At 59.2% G+C, this 18,829-nt stretch carries 18 protein-coding genes and 4 tRNA genes; 9 read left to right on the top strand and 13 right to left on the bottom strand.

The annotated features are described in order from the left end of the window. Positions 1 to 55: 55 nt before the first annotated feature. The 5 genes from DBR30_RS17805 to orn all read right to left on the bottom strand — a co-directional run bounded on the left by DBR30_RS17805 (position 56) and on the right by orn (position 1,178). A tRNA-Gly gene (locus DBR30_RS17805) sits at positions 56 to 131 on the bottom strand. A 25-nt stretch (positions 132 to 156) separates the two neighbouring features. Next, positions 157 to 232 (bottom strand) — tRNA-Gly (locus tag DBR30_RS17800). A gap of 33 nt (positions 233 to 265) precedes the next feature. Further along, positions 266 to 341 (bottom strand) — tRNA-Gly (locus tag DBR30_RS17795). Positions 342 to 378: 37 nt separating this feature from the next. Then, a tRNA-Gly gene (locus DBR30_RS17790) sits at positions 379 to 454 on the bottom strand. 178 nt (positions 455 to 632) lie between these two features. After that, positions 633 to 1,178 (bottom strand): oligoribonuclease, encoded by a 546-nt coding sequence (orn, locus tag DBR30_RS17785; protein ID WP_108542568.1) that lies wholly within the window; start codon positions 1,176 to 1,178, stop codon positions 633 to 635. Positions 1,179 to 1,269: 91 nt separating this feature from the next. Here orn and rsgA point away from each other — a divergent pair, with 91 nt between their 5' ends. From rsgA to DBR30_RS17760, 5 genes are read left to right on the top strand one after another with little or no spacing between them, the layout of a single operon-like run. Further along, a complete protein-coding gene (rsgA, locus tag DBR30_RS17780; protein ID WP_219927579.1) occupies positions 1,270 to 2,304 on the top strand; it encodes a small ribosomal subunit biogenesis GTPase RsgA in 1,035 nt (344 codons plus the stop codon). Positions 2,305 to 2,332: 28 nt separating this feature from the next. Beyond that, positions 2,333 to 3,205: an archaetidylserine decarboxylase gene (gene asd, locus DBR30_RS17775; protein ID WP_026034874.1), complete on the top strand. Its 873-nt coding sequence runs from the start codon at positions 2,333 to 2,335 to the stop codon at positions 3,203 to 3,205. Next, positions 3,202 to 3,471, top strand: a complete 270-nt coding sequence (locus tag DBR30_RS17770) for a VF530 family DNA-binding protein (RefSeq protein WP_005349372.1) — start codon at positions 3,202 to 3,204, stop codon at positions 3,469 to 3,471. Before asd ends, DBR30_RS17770 begins: the two co-directional genes overlap by 4 nt. Further along, on the top strand, positions 3,461 to 3,712 hold the full coding sequence (locus DBR30_RS17765) for a DUF2960 domain-containing protein (RefSeq protein ID WP_005338984.1): 252 nt from the start codon (positions 3,461 to 3,463) through the stop codon (positions 3,710 to 3,712). The genes DBR30_RS17770 and DBR30_RS17765 overlap by 11 nt, the downstream gene beginning before the upstream one ends. A 2-nt stretch (positions 3,713 to 3,714) precedes the next feature. After that, on the top strand, positions 3,715 to 4,104 hold the full coding sequence (locus DBR30_RS17760) for a hypothetical protein (protein ID WP_108542566.1): 390 nt from the start codon (positions 3,715 to 3,717) through the stop codon (positions 4,102 to 4,104). Positions 4,105 to 4,190: 86 nt separating this feature from the next. Here the strand turns inward: DBR30_RS17760 and DBR30_RS17755 are convergent, their stop codons facing one another. The 5 genes from DBR30_RS17755 to gpt form a co-directional block, all read right to left on the bottom strand. Continuing rightward, positions 4,191 to 5,480 (bottom strand): glutamate-5-semialdehyde dehydrogenase, encoded by a 1,290-nt coding sequence (locus tag DBR30_RS17755; protein ID WP_258224491.1) that lies wholly within the window; start codon positions 5,478 to 5,480, stop codon positions 4,191 to 4,193. Next, complete coding sequence (gene proB / locus DBR30_RS17750; protein WP_108542565.1) at positions 5,480 to 6,583, bottom strand: glutamate 5-kinase; 1,104 nt, start codon at positions 6,581 to 6,583, stop codon at positions 5,480 to 5,482. The genes DBR30_RS17755 and proB overlap by 1 nt, the downstream gene beginning before the upstream one ends. Before the next feature lie 179 nt (positions 6,584 to 6,762). After that, positions 6,763 to 7,155: a sigma factor-binding protein Crl gene (crl, locus tag DBR30_RS17745; protein WP_005339003.1), complete on the bottom strand. Its 393-nt coding sequence runs from the start codon at positions 7,153 to 7,155 to the stop codon at positions 6,763 to 6,765. A gap of 62 nt (positions 7,156 to 7,217) precedes the next feature. Then, the gene (frsA, locus tag DBR30_RS17740) at positions 7,218 to 8,486 is read right to left on the bottom strand and encodes an esterase FrsA (RefSeq protein WP_019444906.1); all 1,269 of its coding nucleotides are present in this window, start codon (positions 8,484 to 8,486) and stop codon (positions 7,218 to 7,220) included. Between the two features lie 172 nt (positions 8,487 to 8,658). Next, the gene (gene gpt / locus DBR30_RS17735) at positions 8,659 to 9,126 is read right to left on the bottom strand and encodes a xanthine phosphoribosyltransferase (RefSeq protein WP_005339007.1); all 468 of its coding nucleotides are present in this window, start codon (positions 9,124 to 9,126) and stop codon (positions 8,659 to 8,661) included. A gap of 947 nt (positions 9,127 to 10,073) precedes the next feature. Here gpt and DBR30_RS17725 point away from each other — a divergent pair. Beyond that, entirely contained in the window at positions 10,074 to 11,525 is a 1,452-nt protein-coding gene (locus DBR30_RS17725; protein WP_108588457.1) for an aminoacyl-histidine dipeptidase, read from the top strand. An 81-nt stretch (positions 11,526 to 11,606) separates the two neighbouring features. Here the strand turns inward: DBR30_RS17725 and djlA are convergent, their stop codons facing one another. Genes djlA through DBR30_RS17710 form a run of 3 tightly spaced genes read right to left on the bottom strand, consistent with a single transcriptional unit; the run spans position 11,607 to position 14,135 of the window. After that, the gene (djlA, locus tag DBR30_RS17720; protein WP_108542563.1) at positions 11,607 to 12,440 is read right to left on the bottom strand and encodes a co-chaperone DjlA; all 834 of its coding nucleotides are present in this window, start codon (positions 12,438 to 12,440) and stop codon (positions 11,607 to 11,609) included. A gap of 19 nt (positions 12,441 to 12,459) precedes the next feature. After that, the gene (murU, locus tag DBR30_RS17715; RefSeq protein ID WP_108542562.1) at positions 12,460 to 13,128 is read right to left on the bottom strand and encodes an N-acetylmuramate alpha-1-phosphate uridylyltransferase MurU; all 669 of its coding nucleotides are present in this window, start codon (positions 13,126 to 13,128) and stop codon (positions 12,460 to 12,462) included. Then, on the bottom strand, positions 13,125 to 14,135 hold the full coding sequence (locus tag DBR30_RS17710) for an aminoglycoside phosphotransferase family protein (RefSeq protein WP_108542561.1): 1,011 nt from the start codon (positions 14,133 to 14,135) through the stop codon (positions 13,125 to 13,127). Before DBR30_RS17710 ends, murU begins: the two co-directional genes overlap by 4 nt. 174 nt (positions 14,136 to 14,309) lie before the next feature. On the opposite strand from DBR30_RS17710, the gene lptD reads away from it, so the two are divergent. The 3 genes from lptD to DBR30_RS17695 all read left to right on the top strand — a co-directional run. Further along, on the top strand, positions 14,310 to 16,775 hold the full coding sequence (gene lptD / locus DBR30_RS17705; protein WP_108542560.1) for an LPS assembly protein LptD: 2,466 nt from the start codon (positions 14,310 to 14,312) through the stop codon (positions 16,773 to 16,775). Between the two features lie 26 nt (positions 16,776 to 16,801). Continuing rightward, complete coding sequence (surA, locus tag DBR30_RS17700; RefSeq protein ID WP_005349338.1) at positions 16,802 to 18,100, top strand: peptidylprolyl isomerase SurA; 1,299 nt, start codon at positions 16,802 to 16,804, stop codon at positions 18,098 to 18,100. Continuing rightward, positions 18,100 to 18,829, top strand: a 730-nt coding sequence (locus tag DBR30_RS17695; RefSeq protein WP_258224486.1) for a 4-hydroxythreonine-4-phosphate dehydrogenase PdxA, incomplete at its 3' end; no start/stop codon positions are given. The genes surA and DBR30_RS17695, both read left to right, overlap by 1 nt.

Raw genomic sequence — 18,829 nt, 5'->3', positions numbered from 1 at the left:
GGTCGTGCTCTACCAACTGAGCTATTCCCGCAACAGAATGTCATCTGCAAGTGATTGGAGCGGGAAACGAGACTCGAACTCGCGACCCCGACCTTGGCAAGGTCGTGCTCTACCAACTGAGCTATTCCCGCATCGGAATATCACTTACAAATTTTTTGGAGCGGGAAACGAGACTCGAACTCGCGACCCCGACCTTGGCAAGGTCGTGCTCTACCAACTGAGCTATTCCCGCAACAATTTGGTTGTCTTGAGGCTGGCTGATGATTGGAGCGGGAAACGAGACTCGAACTCGCGACCCCGACCTTGGCAAGGTCGTGCTCTACCAACTGAGCTATTCCCGCATCGGGCTGGTTTGCACCAGTGTCATCATCAGATTTTTGGAGCGGGAAACGAGACTCGAACTCGCGACCCCGACCTTGGCAAGGTCGTGCTCTACCAACTGAGCTATTCCCGCAACTACCTTAAAACAGGCCGTACAGCATTTGGTTGCTTGCGCTACTGTACGGGAGCCGAATTATAAGAGCAGTCATTCCAATTGCAAGGGCTTTTTTGTCTGGTTGCGCGCGTTCGCTCAAAAGCTGGCCGAACTGTCGATTTTAGCAGCCAGCGCATGACAACCCCTTGCCGGGGAATCAGATCTTGAATACGTGGCTGCGATAGAACTGCAGCTCGGCGATGGATTCGCGGATGTCATCCAGCGCCTGATGGGTGCCGCTCTTCTTGAACTGATCCAGCAACTCCGGCTGCCAGCGGCGTACCAGCTCTTTGATGGTGCTGACGTCGACGTTGCGGTAGTGGAAGAAGGCTTCCAGATCAGCCATGTGCTTGACCATGAAGCGGCGATCCTGACCGATGCTGTTGCCGCACAGCGGGCTGGTACGCTCCGGCACCCACTGGCGAATGAACGCGAGGGTCTCGGCAATGGCTTTCGCCTCGTCATGCTGACTCGCCTTGACCCGGGCTACCAGACCGCTCTTGGTATGGGTGTTGACGTTCCACTCGTCCATCTTGGCCAGCTCTTCATCGCTTTGGTGGATGGCGATGACAGGCCCTTCTGCCAGTACGTTCAGATCCTTGTCGGTGACTATGGTGGCGATCTCCAGTACCACGTTCTCTTCGGGGTCGAGACCCGTCATCTCCATGTCGATCCATACCAGGTTCTGCGCGCTGACTGTCATGATTGCTCTCTCTATTGGGAGGAATGGCGGAATTTTGCCAATTTGCATGTATCATACTGGCTTTGGATCTGTTCATAAACTGGCGAATCGAGTGGCAAAGAAAGCAAAACTCAATCTGGGTCAACAAAGGCGCGTCCAGGCCAACCGCGAACGGCGGCTGCAAAAAGATCACACTACAGTGGTGGATGACACTCTGTTTGGCCCCGCCATCGAAGGGGTGGTGATCAGCCGTTTTGGTCAGCACGCAGACGTGGAAGCGGTCGATGGCACCATCCACCGCAGCAACCTGCGGCGCAGCAGCATCAGCAGTCTGGTCTGTGGCGACAAGGTGGTGTGGCGTCCCGGCCTCAATGCCGCGACAGCGGGCGTCATCGAGGCGGTGCATCCGCGCCACTCGGTACTGACCCGGCCGGACTTCTACGACGGGGTCAAACCCATCGCCGCCAACATCGACCAGATCATCATCGTCTCGGCGGTGATGCCCGAGTTCTCCACCAATATCGTCGACCGCTATCTGGTGGCCGCCGAGGATGTGGAGATCCGCCCCCTCATCGTGCTGAACAAGGTCGATATGCTGGATGATGCCGCCAGAACGCGCATCGAAAGCCAGCTCGAAACCTACCGCAAACTCAATTACGAGGTATTGCTGGTGAGCTGCGAGAGCGGTGAAGGGCTTGATGAGCTGAAAGCCAAGCTCACCGACAAGATCAGCATCTTCGTCGGCCAGTCCGGGGTGGGCAAATCCTCGCTCACCAACGCCCTGATGCCGGGGCTGGATGTGCTCACCGGCGAGATCTCCGAAAACTCGGGGCTCGGCCAGCACACCACCACCACGGCGCGGCTCTACCACTTCCCGAGCGGCGGCGATCTCATCGACTCCCCCGGGATCCGCGAGTTCGCCCTCTGGCATCTGGAGGCCGACCGCATCACCTGGTGCTTCGTCGAGTTTCGCGACTATCTGGGTGGCTGCAAGTTCCGCGACTGTACCCACAAGGACGATCCCGGCTGTGCCCTACGGGCAGCAGTCGACAGTGGCGCTATCAGCGCCGATCGCTTCCACAACTATCACCGCATCCTGGAAACCATGCAGGAAGCCCGTCACGGTCGCCAACAGGCGCGCCTGTGACCCTGTTTAACCTACGTTGATGATGAACATGAGCATTACTGACAACCTGAAAATTGCCGGTCAATACTGTCTGCCCAAGCACGCCCTCTCCCGTCTGATCGGCAAGTTTGCCGCCGCCGAAGCGGGCAACATCACCACCAAAGTGATCGAGGCTTTTATCAAGCAGTACCAGGTCGACATGAGCGAGGCGCTGCACGAGAGCCCGGCCCACTACAAGAGCTTCAACGAGTTCTTCACCCGCGAGCTCAAGCCCGGCATCCGCCCCGTGGTAGAAGATGCCATGACTCTGGCGCTGCCGGTCGATGGTACCGTCAGCCAGCTCGGCCCGATCCAGCAGGGTCGCATCATTCAGGCCAAGGGCCACGACTACAGCGCTCGCGAGCTGCTGGGCGGCTATGAGGATCTGGTAGCGCCGTTCAAGGATGGCGACTTCGCCACCATCTATCTGGCGCCCAAGGATTACCACCGCATCCACATGCCGCTGGACGGTGTGCTGGAGAGCATGGTGTTCGTGCCGGGGGATCTCTTCTCCGTCAACCCGCTCACCGCCGAAAACGTGCCCAACCTGTTTGCCCGCAACGAGCGGGTGGTCGCCACCTTCCGCACCCCGCACGGCCCCATGGCGCTGGTGCTGGTCGGTGCGACTATCGTGGCCAGCATCGAGACCATCTGGGCAGGCAATATTGCACCGACCAAAGAGAAGAAGGTGGTGCGCTGGGATTACACCGGCGATGAGGCCATTACCCTGCAAAAAGGTGCCGAAATGGGCCTGTTCAAGCTGGGCAGCACTGTGGTCTGCCTGTTTGGCCCGGGCATGCTGGCCGGTTTCGAGCCCCATCTGGCCAACGGGGTCACCACCCGCATGGGTCAGCCCTTTGCCAAGCTGGCGGAGCAGGCATGAGCGAGCAACCGAACGCCTCGCAGAAGAACAACCCGCTGCACGGGCTGACGCTGGAAGCCATCGTCACCGCGCTGGTCGAGCACTATGGCTGGGAAGAACTGGGGCAGCAGATCAATATCCGCTGCTTCACCGATAATCCCAGCATCAAGTCCAGCCTGAAGTTCTTGCGCAAGACCCCCTGGGCTCGGGAGAAGGTCGAAAGCCTCTACCTCTACGTCCAGCGCAAGCAAGCCAAATCGAAGAAGGAAGGGCAAGATGGCCTTTAAGATTACGTACACCTATAAAAAACAGGCCAAAGAGATCGGCTACGCGAACGACAAGTTCCGCAGCATCTACGACGCCATCGCCGCTGCCGAAGGGCTGGATCTCACCAGTTTTCACGCCATGGAGGCTCAGCTGGCTCAGGTTTGTCGCCGTGACAAGAAAAGCGTGAAGGATTACCAGGAGAACTACTTCAAAGAGCTGGGATTCTCCAACATCGTCATCGAACGGGATCTGCAGGAGTAACCATGCGCACATTGACTCTGTTGGCTGCCTCTCTGCTGCTGGCGGCATGCAGTACACCGGAACAACATCTGGTTGGCAACGATCGCGACAGTCACGGCTGTATCGGCAGTGCGGGCTATCAGTGGTCAGCGCTGACGGGCAAATGTGTGCGCCTGTTTGAAGAGGGTATCCGGCTCAATCCGACCGATGTCAGCCAGACCAGCAGCGCCTTCGTGCTGTTCAACACCGACCAGACGCAAGCCGAACTGCATCTACCAAGCGGCGAGCAGCACCTGCTGACCCGTCAAGGTGCGGAGGGCAACTGGTCGTGGCAGGGCAGCAGCTACACCCTCTTTATCTGGAAAGGTTATGTGCTCAAGCACGGTGACAAGGCGCTCTATCACGGGGAATAACCCGATCGCCTGTTATCTTCCCGATATCCACCAAATAAAATACCGACCCAAGGGGTCGGCATTTTTGTATCTGACACAACCGGTTATCAGGCGCGGCTGAGGTAATCGGCCTGCCCCACCCACTTGTAGCTGGTGAGCTCGGTCAGCCCCATGGGGCCGCGGGCGTGCAGCATCTGGGTCGAGACCGCCACCTCGGCACCCAGCCCGAACTGGCCACCGTCGGTGAAGCGGGTGGAGGCGTTGACGTAGACAGCCGCCGAACCGGCCCCGTTGACGAAACGCTCGGCGTTGGCCAGATCGTTGGTCAGGATGGCATCGGAGTGGCCGGCGTTGTGTTCGCGCATATGGGCCAGCGCCTCGTTCACATCCGCCACCAACTTGACCCCCAGGGTCAGCCCGAGCCACTCGGTATCGAAATCCTCCGGCCCCGCCTCGCACAGGTTATCGGCACCCGCCAACTGCGTCATGGCGTTGGGCGCGGCCACCAGCGTCACCTTGCGCTCGTTCATCAGCGTCACCAGCTGCGGCAGGAAAGCCGAAGCGACTTTCTCGTGTACCAGCAGAGTATCGAGGGCATTGCAGGCGGAGGGGCGTTGCACCTTGGCGTTGTCGATGACCGCCAGAGAGCGCACCAGATCGGCACTCTCGTCGACGAAAATATGGCTGATACCGAACCCGCCGATGATGACCGGGATGGAGCTGTTCTCCTTGCACATCTTGTGCAGGCCGGCACCGCCACGGGGGATGATCATGTCCACATAGCGGTCTAGGCGCAGCAACTCGCCGACCAGCGCCCGATCCGGGTTGTCGATGTACTGCACCGCCGCCTCGGGCAGACCGGAGGCCGCCAAGGCATGCTGGATCACCCGCACCAGCTCCAGATTGGAGTGGAAGGTCTCGCGCCCGCCACGCAATATGCTGGCGTTGCCAGTCTTGAGGCAAAGGCTGGCGATATCGATGGTGACGTTGGGGCGCGCCTCGTAGATGACGCCGATAACCCCGATGGGCACCCGACGACGAGAGAGCCGCAGGCCATTTTCCAGCACCCGGCTATCCATTTCGGCGCCGACCGGATCATCCAGAGTAATTACCTTGCGCACATCCGCCACGATCCCGGCCAGCCGGGCCGGATTGAGTAGCAGGCGATCCAGCATGGCTTCTGACAAGCCTGCCTCACGGCCGGCGGCGATATCTTTCGCATTGGCGGCGAGGATCTGCTCACTGCGCGCCTCCAGCTCGTCGGCGATGGCGGCCAGCGCCCGATTCTTCTGCGCCGTGCTGATGGTAGCCAGCTGATAGGCGGCTTCTCGGGCCGCCTGCCCCATTTTCTCCAGACTCATCTCAGTTCCCTTTTGTTCATGCTGTGCCGCCCTGATTAGAGCAGCACCATATCGTCTCGATGGATGGCTACTGAACCATATCCATAGCCCAGTACCTGCTCAATCTGATCCGAGTGGACGCCGCGCAGTTTATCCAGCTCCAGATGGTCGTAACGGCAGATACCGCGCGCCAACTCGGCGCCTTTGGGATCGAGAATGCGCACCACATCGCCCCGAATAAAGTCGCCCTTGACCGCGACGATCCCCTTGGGCAGCAGGCTGGAGCCTTTCTCCTTCATGGCGGCGACAGCCCCCTGATCCACATGCACTTCGCCGTGAGGGGGCGGGCCTGCCAGGATCCAGCTCTTGCGCCCTTCCAGCGGGGAGGCCAGCGCCGGGAACAGGGTACCGATACGCTCGCCCTTGGCGAGACGGCCGATCACCTCCGGCATCTGGCCGGTAGCGATCACCACATTGACGCCAGCGCGACGTGCCACATCAGCGGCCTGCAGCTTGGTAGCCATGCCGCCGGTGCCGAGGCCGCTGACACTGTCACCTGCCAGCGAGCGCAGGGTATCGTCGATGGTCTGCACTTCTTCGATCAACTGGGCATCCGGATTGGTGCGCGGATCGGCGGTAAAGAGCCCCTTCTGATCTGTCAGCAGGATCAGCAGATCCGCATCCGCCAGAATGGCGGCCCGTGCGGAGAGGTTGTCGTTGTCGCCGACCTTGATCTCGGCGATCGCCACCGCATCGTTTTCGTTGATCACCGGAATAATGCGGTGATCGAGCAGGGTTCGCATGGTGTCGCGGGCGTTGAGGTAGCGCTCCCGATCTTCCAGATCGGCGCGGGTCAGCAGCATCTGGCCGATATGCAGACCGTAGAGGTTGAACAGATCTTGCCATACCCGAATAAGCTGGGTCTGACCAACCGCCGCCAGCATCTGCTTGTTGGGCAGGGTTGGCGCCAGTGGCGGGTGACCCAGATGTTCACGCCCGGCGGCGATAGCCCCTGATGTGACGACCACGACCCGATGGCCGTGACGGTGCAAGGCCGCACACTGTCTGACCAGCTCGACCATATGGGCACGATTGAGCTGGGAAGACCCCCCTGTGAGCACGCTGGTGCCCAACTTGACGACTATGGTTCTGTTTTCCATGGGAGCATAAAGGCTAAAAAGTAAGGAATATCTTTATACCCACGGCTATGGAGCCCTGCAAGGCAATTAACGCCGGGGCGAGGAGATGAAGCAAAAGCCCGGATGATTGCGGTCGGAAGGGGAGATGGCTGACTGATGGCCCGGCAAACAGCGGGATGCTGCTCGCCGGGCATCAGGGATCAAGCAGCGGTCACGGTCAACTCATTGGTGACCTGATCCGCTGGCGCTAACTGACACTCCAGAGCCGTCAGTTTGTCGCTGATGAGCTTGTAGAAACGGTTGAGGGTCCGCTCCACTTCTACCTGGTGCTTCTTGGGGATCGGCTTGTCCAGCCACTCACCATCAGCATTGTAGAAACCGAGCTGATAGTGGTAACGGAAGTGGTGATCGTCCTGCTCCAGCACCAGCCACCAGCCCCAGAACTCCCGTTTGTCCGGCGCCGGCTTGGCGCTGACGCAGACCGACAGGCAGTCGAAACGATAACGCCCCTCTTCGCAGAGATCTTCGCGCAAATAGGGGCCAATGGCAGCAAACTGCCTCAGCAGTCGCTTGTAGGTCACTCTTTCAGACATGTTAACCTCCCTGTTAAACAAGCCGCGCCACCTCGGGATGGCGTCAGTTCTTTAGCGCAATATCAGGTACACAAATGCTGTTTCAGCCACTCGACGATTTCGTCCAGTGCCTTGTCATACACCTCCAGCAAAGGCTGTTTGTCGAATACGATGGCCTTGCCGTTACGACTGGCCGCCGCCAATGCCCGTACATCCTGCTCGGGACAAATAAAATCTCGCTTGTGTCCAATACTCAATATCGGCACTGAGGTGCGAGTCCCCAGTAATCCTTGTGTTTTAAGTGAAAAAACCTGGCACTTGGTACGCATGCCGTCCCACTGCGCCGCATCCGCCCCCAACCGGTTGGCCAGACTGTCCCGCATCATGCGCGGACACTTGGCAAACAGCTCCTGATTGGTAAACACCTGATTGACACCGGCGCCGACACAAACCACGGTGCGCAGCTTAAAGGGTTCGATAAAGGCCAGTCTGGCTGCGATATTGCCCGCCAGACGCATCCCCACCATGGCGATACGCTGATGATCGACCCAGGCCACTTCGGAAAGGTAATGGAGCACCGCCTGATGAAGGCGGCTGGTATCCTGCACCAGCGGCCAATGCTCGGCATAGCCAACCCCGGGCATATCGAGGGAGAGCATGCCGATACCGTTGGGCTCGAGCCGTTTGAGATAGAAGTTGAGGAAATCGAGCTGCAGGGAGTCGATCCCGCCGCTGATGATCACCAGCGGCACCGGTTTTTCGGTGGTCGGCAGGTGGAGATAACCCTGAATATGCTTGCCGCGAAAAGGCACCTGGATCTCTTTGAGCGGCACCTTGAACAGGCGACCCGCCTCGCGATAGGCCATGTTACCGAGCAGCTGGGCCTGATCCGCCAGCTCGTCATCCTTGAGATGGGGATAGCTGGCGATGGAGTAGTAGCGCACCGCCTTGAGCAGCTGTTTCAAGGCGCCAGAAGGATCACCCTTCTCGCGCAGTTCGCGGCCCTGCTTGAAATAGTTGCCAGCCACCTGGCTCCACTCGTAGATCCAGTTGCCGGGCACATAGCCCTTGATGGTATCGAGATAGCAGTCATGGGTACGCTCGCCGGGCGCCATGGCGATACGGGCCAGGGTCTGCTCCACTTCGATGGGATCAGCACCCTGCCAGGTCCAGGAGGGGCGACGCAGCAAGCGATACCAGCTCTTTGACATGGAGCCGTCGATAAACATCTCGTCTGACTCGGCTTGCGCCAGATCAGCCGCACTGGAGTTGGAGATCTCGGATGTTTCCAATACCTTCTTGACGCGGGTAAAGAGCTGTTCGGTCAGGTTTAGGTCTTCGTTCAAGTCCAAGATAGTGTCCCATTCATATCAGGCAATAGCTCATCTTAACCACTTTTACTGCCCATCAGCCACCCTGCAACAGATTGATACACAAAAAAACAGGGCTCCAAATTGGAGCCCTGTGAAACCATTATTGCCGGTTGCGACCAATGGACGTAGCGAGCGTCACATCCCGATCCCGTTACTTTTCGTCGCAGATCGGTGTGGCGAACTCCAGTGCCATATCCCACGGCTGTTCGATCCAGGTATCCTGCGGGATCGCCACTTCGAAATCGTCCAGCAGCGCTTCGCCCATCGGCTTGGCGAAAATCGCGATGAACTTGGCTTTCGGGTAGAGCTCGCGGATCGCCTTGGCGGTAGTGCCGGTGTCCACCAGATCTTCCACCACCAGCCAGCCTTCGCCGTCACCGGCGGTGGTGGCAGCCTTCACGACCACCAACTCGCGCTGGCTGTCATGGTCATAGCTGGAGATGCAGAGGGTTTCCACATTACGAATGCCAAGTTCACGGGCCATCAGGGCTGCGGGCACCAGACCACCACGGCTGACCGCGATGATACCTTTCCACTGGCTGACAGGCAGCTGACGACGGGCCAGACGGCGAGCTTCACGTTGCAGGTTGTCCCACGACACATAGAACTTTTTCGGCATGTTATCGATCTCTAATAGTTATTTAAAAACAATCACTTAAAATAACAACATCCGCAATTCTCCCTGCGGATGCCAGTAAATGGCGGCCCTTGCCCGACTGAATTCAGATTGCACTTCGGCTGCCTCAGGGCTAAGCCTCGGCAGCAAATCTGATAACAATGGAAGCAAGATGGGCTTATCCGGCGATCGGTTAAATGATGTGTCCAAACCGCGGACAGGCTGTTGGGCCGATATGATAGCACCGTTTGCAGAGAAAATGCCTGGCAAACGTATGCCAAAAACAGGAAAAATCGGCATCACCCTCTCCATTCGGCACATCTAGAGCGCCAAACGACTAACCTGCCGTCCCTGCTGCCGAGTCCAAATGGGCTGTGCGGCAAATCGCAGATAAAAAAATAGCAGGGGGAGGATTTACCTCACGCACCTGCTGCTTTCTCGCCTCTGCCTGGTTGGGCAGCTCGTCTTAGCGACGAGTGACGAAGGGGTTAGGGTAGCTGAAACCCTGGGTATACAAAGAGGGGGCAAACCAATAGGTTGAGTTGCTGCCTGGCATATTGAAACTCCTGATTGCTTAACAAGTTACGTACCTTTAATGCGGGCTCAAATCCTTGAACGAACACTCGGTTCCATGGAGGCGCACTTGCTTTGCTTCGGTTCCCTGGAGGCTTTCATCGTCATCCTGACGGGTGGCTAACCACGGGAGCTAATTTACCAGTCGGTGCGTTAAATTCAATATTTTTGTGAGTTCGGTCACACATTTTCTTTTCTATCGGCCAGCGTCGTCCGAACCTGACGATCGTACTGCCTGGTTGCCATCAGCCAGCACAAGCTGCCTGCGATTTGCGCTGATTGCTCACATTTTTGTGTGATTGACTGTATTATCGTTATCCTCTTCCCCGGCCCGCTGATGGGGCCCTGTTAATTCCGTGCTGGTAAGGAGTCCCGACGTGGCACAGCTTAGCTCTCTCTCTCCCAAACTGATTTGGCATTTCTTCGAACAGATCTGCTCCATTCCCCACCCTTCCAAACATGAAGCCAAACTGAGCGCCTGGATCATCCAATGGGCTCAAGGGGAAGGTCTGGCGGTCAAGCAGGACAAGGTCGGCAACATCATCATCAAGAAACCGGCCACCCCGGGGATGGAAAACCGCAAAGCCGTGGTACTGCAGGCCCACATCGACATGGTGCCGCAGGCCAACGCCGACACCAAACACGACTTCGCGACCGATCCCATCGATGCCTATGTAGATGGCGAGTGGGTCACTGCCCGTGGCACCACCCTGGGTGCCGACAACGGCATCGGTATGGCCGGTTGCCTGGCTGTGCTGGCTGACAAGACCATCAAGCACGGTCCGCTGGAAGTGCTGCTGACCACAGACGAAGAGACCGGCATGACCGGCGCCTTCGGTCTGGAAGCGGGCTGGCTGGAGGGCGAAATTCTGCTCAACACCGACTCCGAAGAGGATGGCGAGGTATATATGGGCTGCGCTGGCGGTGTGGATGCCAATATCCGCTTCCCGCTCGAGCTGGTTGACGCCAGCGAAGGCGAAGCGTTCGAGCTGGCCGTAAAGGGGCTGCGTGGCGGCCACTCCGGTTGCGATATCCATCGCGGTCGTGGCAACGCCAACAAGCTGCTGGTGCGTCTGCTCAAAGCAGCCGAGCCGATGGGTGTTCGTCTGGCCGAGATCCACGGCGGCACCCTGCGCAACGCCATCCCGCGCGAAGCCCGCGCCACCCTGCTGGTGCCCGCTGCCAGCGTAAACGAGTTCAAGGCGCTGGTTGACCGCCATACCGGGATCTACCAGACCGAACTGGCCGCCACCGAGCCAAACCTGACCGTGCTGGTCAACAGCGCAGCCAAACCGGCCAAGCTAATGAGCGTCTCCCTGCAGCAGCGCCTGCTGGATGCCCTGATGGCCTGCCCGAACGGCGTGATGCGCATGAGCGATGCCATGCCCGGCGTGACCGAAACTTCTACCAACCTGGGGGTCATCAAGACTCAGGATGGCGAAGTGTACGTCCAGTGCCTGATCCGCTCCCTGATTGACTCCGGCCGCGAGAGCATCGAGCAGATGACCCGCTCCCTGTTCACCCTGGCAGGCGCCAGCTGCGAATTCACCGGTGCCTACCCGGGTTGGGCACCGAACGTGGACTCCCCCGTCATGGCGCTGGTTCGCAACAGCTACCAGACCCTGTTCGGCACCATGCCCAACGTCATGGTGATCCACGCTGGTCTCGAGTGCGGTCTGTTCAAGAGCGCCTATCCGGAATGGGACATGGTCTCCTTCGGCCCGACCATCCGCGGTGCCCACTCCCCTGACGAGAAGGTACATATCCCGGCGGTCGAGCGTTTCTGGCAACTGCTGGTGCACGTGCTGGAAGCGATTCCGGCCAAATAACCCGGCCTGCGCCACACGGCAAAGCAAAGCCCCGCACTGCTGCGGGGCTTTTTATTGTCTGTTCCAACCTGACGTTGGCGCTTACCGGATGCCGCGGGCCTCGCGGATCCACTCCCAGGCTTGCTGGATCTCCTGGGTCTTCTCCTTGGCCATCTCCATCATCTCCGGCGGCAGCCCTTTGGCGGCCAGCTTGTCCGGGTGATGCTTGCTCATCTCCTTGCGGTAGGCGCGCTTGATATCCTGATCGCTGTCACTCTCGCTCACCCCCAGCAACTGGTAGGCATTCTTGAGGCGATCCGCAGAGGGTGCCGCCTGCCGATACTGCTGGCCACCGGAGTGGCCCCCCTGATACTGGCCATGAGCCTGATTGAAGAAGTTCATCTGCGCTTCGGCCATCGCCAGAATGCGGGCCAGCTCGATGCGGCTGAAGCCCAGTTCGTCGGCAATGGTGTGCAGAATGGCGCGCTCGCCCTCCTCTACCCGCCCGTCGGCAAAGGCCGCCTGCAGTTGTACCTCGAGGAAGAAGCGCAGAATGTCGCGCTGCCCCAAACTGGCACGGCGGAACTCGGCCAGGGTCTCGCGCAGCGGGAAGTCGGCCTCTTTACCGAGACGAAACGACTCCTGAGCCCGGGCACGCTGTTCACCCACGAGCCGCATCCGATCCATCAGGTTGGAGGCAACCCGGATCTCCTGCTCGGTCACCTGGCCGCTGGACTTGGCGATGTGACCCATCACCGAGAAGGTGGCGTGGAAGAAGACGGCTTGCTGCTCCTGACTCGGGCCGCGACGAAATGCTCCCTGCAGCCCCATGCCACGGTCGAAACGGTGGCCGATCCAGAGGCCAATCAGGGCACCGATGATATTGCCGAGCAGAAAACCGAAGAAGGCGCCCAGCACCTTACCCCAAATACGCATGGTTCAAGACCTCTTGAAGTTAATGAGTGCGGGCCTGGAGCTGGTCATCCAGCTCGCGCAGTCGATCGACCGTGCCGATATCGCGCCACTCGCCAGCGAGCAGGCTGCCGCCCACCCGCCCTTGCGCCATCCAGTCACGGAGCAGGGGCGCCAGCTTGCGGGCACCGCCCGCGAGACCGGCAAAGGCCGCCGGATCATATAGTCCGACCCCGCTGAAGGTAAACGCTGGCGTATCCATGACTCGCCCCCCTTGCAGGGCAAAGTCCCCGTTCGGGTGCTGGGGTGGATTGGGCACCAGCCAAAGGTGGGCCAGATCATCGCCAAGGGGCTGGCTGACCAGAGTGTGATAATCGAGATCGAGCCAGGTATCGCCGTTGATCACCAAAAAGGGTTCAGAGCCCAGCAGAGGCAACGCCTGCACAATGCCGCCCGCGGTCTCCAGTGCGCTCTCCTCGGCTGACCAGTGGATGGTCACACCAAGCGCACTGCCATCACCCAGAGTCTCGACCAGCTTGTGGCCAAGCCAGGCATGGTTGATCACCAACTCGGTCACGCCAGCGGCTTTGAGTTTTTCGATGTGATGAACGATGAGCGGCTTGCCCCCCACCGCCAGCAGCGGCTTGGGCAGCAGGTCGGTCAGCGGGCGCATCCTCTCGCCACGGCCAGCGGCCAGGAGCATCGCCTTCATGGTTTTACCCCTGCATTGGCGATCCCCGGCAACACCACCTGCTCCAGCCACTGACCAAAACGGGCCAATACCTGATAGGCGCTACCGTGAGTGCGACAGACATCCACCACGTAGCCGAGGGTACGGGGAATATCCTTGAGATAGCCGGACTTGCCGTCGCGATGATAGAGCCGGGTGAAGATCCCCGCCGCTTTCAGATGGCGCTGCATGCCGGTCAGATCGGCATCACGACGGAAACTGGCATAATCGAGCTCGCCAAGCAGCCCCGCCTGTTGCAGGGTGGCAAAGCCGTGGCGCATCCCTTCATCGATCACCTCGTTCGGCCAGCGCACGTAGCAATCTTTCAGCAGGGAAACCAGATCATAAGTAAGCGGCCCGATGACCATATCCTGAAAATCGATGATGGCCAGCCGGCTGCTCTCGGGGGTATCACCGCCACATACCATCAGGTTGCGACTGTGGAAATCTCTATGCATCACCCCCTGCGGCTGGGCCAGATTGCAGGCGGTGAGACAAGCAAAGGTCTCATCAAGCAATTGTTGCTCTTCATCGCTCAGGGTCAGTTGCAGATGATGGCCAAGCAGCCACTCGGGGAAAATGCTGTTCTCCCGCGCCATAAAGGCGGCATCGAAGGGCTCAAGCGCCAGATCTACCGACCCCAGAGTTGGCAACAGCTCTATCGCCTTGGTATACCAAGCCAGCACATTTTGCTCGTTCAGGCAGCTGATCAGCTGGGTATCACCCAGATCGCTGACCGCCAGCAAACCTTGTTCATAATCAACGGCCTTGACCTCTGGCGCCAGGAGCTGACGCGCACGCAAGGCAGCGGCATTACGAACAAACTCATGATTTTTTTCGGTTTTCGGATTGGCATCTACCCATACCAGCCCGGCGCCACGGTAGTAGCGACGGAAACTGGCATCACCGGAAATGAGGGTCAACTGAAGGGTGGCGTCGCCTGAAATCTGGCGTGCCCACTGCAATAGCAGGGAATCGCGATCGTGCATAAGTCGGGGACCAAGGTGGAAAGCAGCACTTGGCTGTTAGCCCTGGCCGCAATAATGCTTTATCATTGCCGGCTAACATAAAGCAATGACATGCAATGTCAACTCGATGAAACCTGTCGTAAAATGCATGCCTTGGATCAACCGTATCTATCACGGATTGCACGAGTCTTTCACATGACAAAATGGACACTGGGGTACCGCTATCCCATCGCCCTGACTATCAGCCTGGCCCCCGCACTCACCTCTATGATGGTGCAGGCGGCCCCGTTCGAAGCGCCGCCAGCCACCGGCATTCTCGATAGTCTCTGCTATGACTATGTTCCCAAGATAGAGAAGCCTGCATCGGATCAGGATGCCAACGCACAGCCGGTCGAGGTTGATGCTGACCGTCTCGAGGCCAAACAGGGCGGCACCGCCGTCTATGAAGGCGACGTCAAGGTTCGTCAGGGGGTTCGCAAGTTTGACTCCGACTATGCCCAGCTCGATCAGAAGAGCCGGGATGTCATCGCCATCGGCAACATCTATTACAACGACGGTCAGGTGACCGTCACCAGCGACAAGACCCTCAAATCCAACCTGGATACCAAGAACTCCGAACTGGAAGAGGGCAAGTATCAGGTGCATGGCTCACCGGTGCGCGGCTTTGCCAAGCGAGTGGTGATGACCAACAACAACCAGAACATCACCATGGAGGGTGCCCAGTACACCACCTGCCCCCCCGGTCAGGAAGTGTGGACCCTCAAGGCGGGCAGTATCGACATCGACCAGAAAGAGGTGTTCGGCGAAGCCTGGAACGCCAGCCTCTGGCTTTACGACTATCCGGTGTTCTACTTCCCCTATATCAACTTCCCCATCAAGGATGAGCGGAAGACCGGTCTGCTCTACCCGGGTTACAAGCAGAGCTCCAGCAACGGCATGGATATCACCCAGCCCTTCTACTGGAACATAGCTCCCAACTACGATGCCACCATCACCTCCCGTTTTATGGATAAACGCGGCCTGATGGAACAGGTGGAGTTCCGCTACATGCCGGACCCCGCCCACACCGGCACCCTCTATTTTGAAAGCCTCAGGGATGACAAGCAGTATGATGCTGGCAACCCGAGCTTTACCAACCCTTCGACAGGGACTCCGTACCTCTCCGATGGGCATCGTTACCTGATGAACGTCCGCCACAGTTCCACCCTGATGGATGGCTCCCTGCGTCTGGGCATCGACTACACCCAGGTGCGCGACAAGGATTACAACTATTTCAACGACTTCAGCCCACAAGTAGGCACTCAGGTCGACAGCCAGTTGCAGCAATCCTTCACCGCCGGCTACTACCAGCACAACTGGAACCTCACCTCCGAGGTGCGCCGCTACCAGATCCTGAGTCCGTATGCGCTGCTACCCCACGAGATGCTGCCGCGTATCGACTACAACTACTTCCAGCAGGGCAAGTGGTTCGATCTGGCCTGGAATAGCGAACTGACCAAGTTTGGCTATAACAGCGGCAGTGCCACCATCCAGCAGGCCGGTGAGCGCTATACCGCCACCCGTCTGCATCTGGCTCCCACCCTGACTGTGCCCCTGGTGGATGCACCGGGTTACTACCTGACCAGTCAGTACAAATTGATGTTTACCTCCTACAACCAGGAGGTACCCAAGGATCTGGTTAGCCAGGACCGCAGCCGCTTCACCGATGCAGACAGCAAACAGCTGACCCTGAAAGAGGGCACCATTACCCGTACTCTGCCCTCCTTCCGCCTCAAGGGGGGCGTCAACTTCGATCGGCCGCTCGACTGGTATGATGGCAAGGGCACCCAGACCCTGGAGCCCGAGTTCCAGTACCTCTATATCCCTTACAAAAATCAGGACGAGATCGGGATCTACGACACCACCACCACCCGTCAGGATTACTACAGCCTGTTCAGTGATCGCCGCTTTGCCGGTCTCGACCGCATCAGCGATGCCAACCGGGTCACCGTTGGCCTGACCAGCCGGGTCTATGACAATGTGGGTGATGAACGGTTGCGTCTGGCGGTTGCCCAAGCCTTCGAAATGACACCACCCAAGGTGCGCCTCTACTCGTCCGATCCGGAAAGCACCAACGCCCGCTCCCTGCTCTCGTTTGAGGGGGATGCCCGGATCACCGATGAGTGGTTTGCCCACGCGGGGACCCAGTACGATACCTCAGAGGGTGAATTTACGGCTGGCAATGGTGCAGTCGAATACCGGACCGGCAAGCTGACCACTCAGGTCAACTACCGTTACATCAAGGATGGCAACCTGGACTATCGCTATCCGACCAACACGGCACTGGCAGAAGATCTGAGCCAGGCGGGTCTGGTGATGATGGCGCCGATCGCCGATCAGTGGCAGATGTATGGTGGTTACTACCGTGACATCAAGCAGGATGTGAACATTGACCGCAAGATCGGTGTCAAATACGACTCCTGCTGCTGGAGCATCAACATGAGCCTGGAGTGGCACAATCAGCCGGACAACGTCACCCTGAAACCCACTTCGGAAAGAGTCATTGGTCTGCAGTTTGAAATGAAGGGACTTGGCAGCGTGGGTACAGGTGGCCGCAGCGTCACACTGGATACCGAGCTGTTGCCCTATGTTCGCCCGTTTAATCTGAAAGGCCAGCAATGATGCTGGTCCAGCCTTGAGAGATGGATATGAAAAAGACCCTGATTGCCCTGCTGACCGCGGGAATGTTCGGTGCCATGAGCCAGGCCGCACTGGCTGCGCCCGAGCTGATGGACAAGGTGCTGGCCGTGGTCAACAAGGACGTGGTGCTGTCCAGCCAACAGGACGCACTGGTCAACAAGGTAAAACTCTCCGCTCAGGAGAGCGGCCAGTCCCTGCCTGACGATGCCACCCTGCGCAAACAGGCGCTGGATCGCCTGATCCAGGAGAGCCTGCAGCTGCAACTGGCGGAGCGCCAGGGGCTGAAGATCAGCGACACACAGCTGGAACAGGCTATTCAGGGCATCGCCGCCGACAACAAGATGACCCTGGATCAGCTGCGCGCTCAGCTCGCCCGTGAAGGGATGACCTATGCCCAGTATCGGGAAGAGGTTCGCCGCGAGATCCTGATGAACGAGGTGCGCCGCAATCAGGTGCGCCGCCGTATCAACATCTCCGAGCAGGAGGTGAAGCAGGTAGTGGAGATCCTGAAGAAACAGGGTCAACAGCAGAACGAATACCACGTCGGCCATATCCAGATTGCCCTGCCGGACAACCCCACTGCCGCCCAGCTGGATGCCGCCAAGAGCAAGATCGAGCGCATTCTGGCCGCCCTCAAGCAGGGTGCCGACTTCCGCAAACTGGCCATTGCCGAGAGTAACGGTCCCAAGGCGCTGGAAGGGGGCGACTGGGGCTGGATGAGCCCACAAGAGATGCCGACCCTGATGGCGGAAGCGGTGCAAGGTGCCAAAAAAGGCGACATCGTCGGCCCGCTGCGCTCCGGCGCCGGCCTGCACATCGTCAAAGTGTTCGACACCAAGGGTCAGCAGCAAGTGATGCAGACCGAGGTGAAGGCCCGTCATATCCTGATCAAGCCCTCCATCATCCTGAGCGAAGAGAAAGCCAAGGGGATGCTGGATGGCATTCTGCACGACATCAAGAGCGGCAAGGCCAGCTTCGCCAGCATGGCGGAGAAGTACTCCGAAGATCCGGGCTCTGCGGTGCAGGGTGGCGAACTGGGCTGGTCTGATCCCAACGTCTATGTCCCCGAGTTCCGCGACATGGTCAACCGTCTGCAACCGGGCCAGATCAGTGCCCCGTTCCGTACCAGCCACGGCTGGCACATCGTGCAGGTGGAAGATCGCCGCAGCCAGGATGCGACCGACAAGGCTCAGGAGCAGCGCGCCTACCAGCTGATCTACAACCGTCGCTTCGTGGAAGAGTCCCAGGCGTGGCTGGATGAGCTGCGTGACGAGGCCTACATCCAGATCGAAGGAGCCGGTAGCTGATGAGCTGCCGTCGCCTTGCCGTTACCCCGGGCGAACCGGCCGGGATTGGGCCTGATCTGGTGCTGCAGATTGCCCGGCAGGATTGGCCCCACCAGTTGGTGGTGATCGCCGATCCGGCGCTGCTGCGCGAGCGGGCAACCCTGCTGGGGCTGCCCATCGAGCTTGAACCCTACGATGCCGCCGCACCTGCCCGCCCCCAGCGGGCGGGCACCCTGACCGTCTGCCCGGTCATCCTCGGCGCCTCTGTGGTGCCGGGCGAGTTGAACGAAGGCAATGGCGCCTATGTGCTGGCGACCCTGCAGCGTGCCTGCGATGGCAACATGAGCGGCGAATTTGCCGCCGTGGTGACCGGGCCGGTGCACAAGGGGATCATCAACCAGGCCGGGGTCTCGTTCAGCGGCCACACCGAGTTCTTTGCACAGCAATCCAACACCGCCGATGTGGTAATGATGCTGGCAACCGAGGGGCTGCGGGTCGCACTGGCGACTACCCATATTCCGCTGGCCTATGTGGCGATGGCCATCACCGAAGATCGCCTCGGCAAGGTGATCCGGATCCTCAACGAGGATCTCGCCACCAAATTTGGTATCGCCAAACCCCGTATTTACGTCTGCGGCCTCAACCCCCACGCCGGGGAAGGTGGCCATCTCGGACGTGAAGAGATTGACGTGATCGAACCCGCCCTGGCCACGCTGCGCCAGGAAGGGATCGATCTGGTCGGCCCATTGC

Source organism: Aeromonas sp. HMWF017 (assembly GCF_003061465.1).
Classification (GTDB): Bacteria; Pseudomonadota; Gammaproteobacteria; order Enterobacterales; family Aeromonadaceae; genus Aeromonas; species Aeromonas veronii.
Note: the sequence above shows the minus strand (reverse complement) of the source record. Positions and strands in the feature narration are given on the sequence as shown.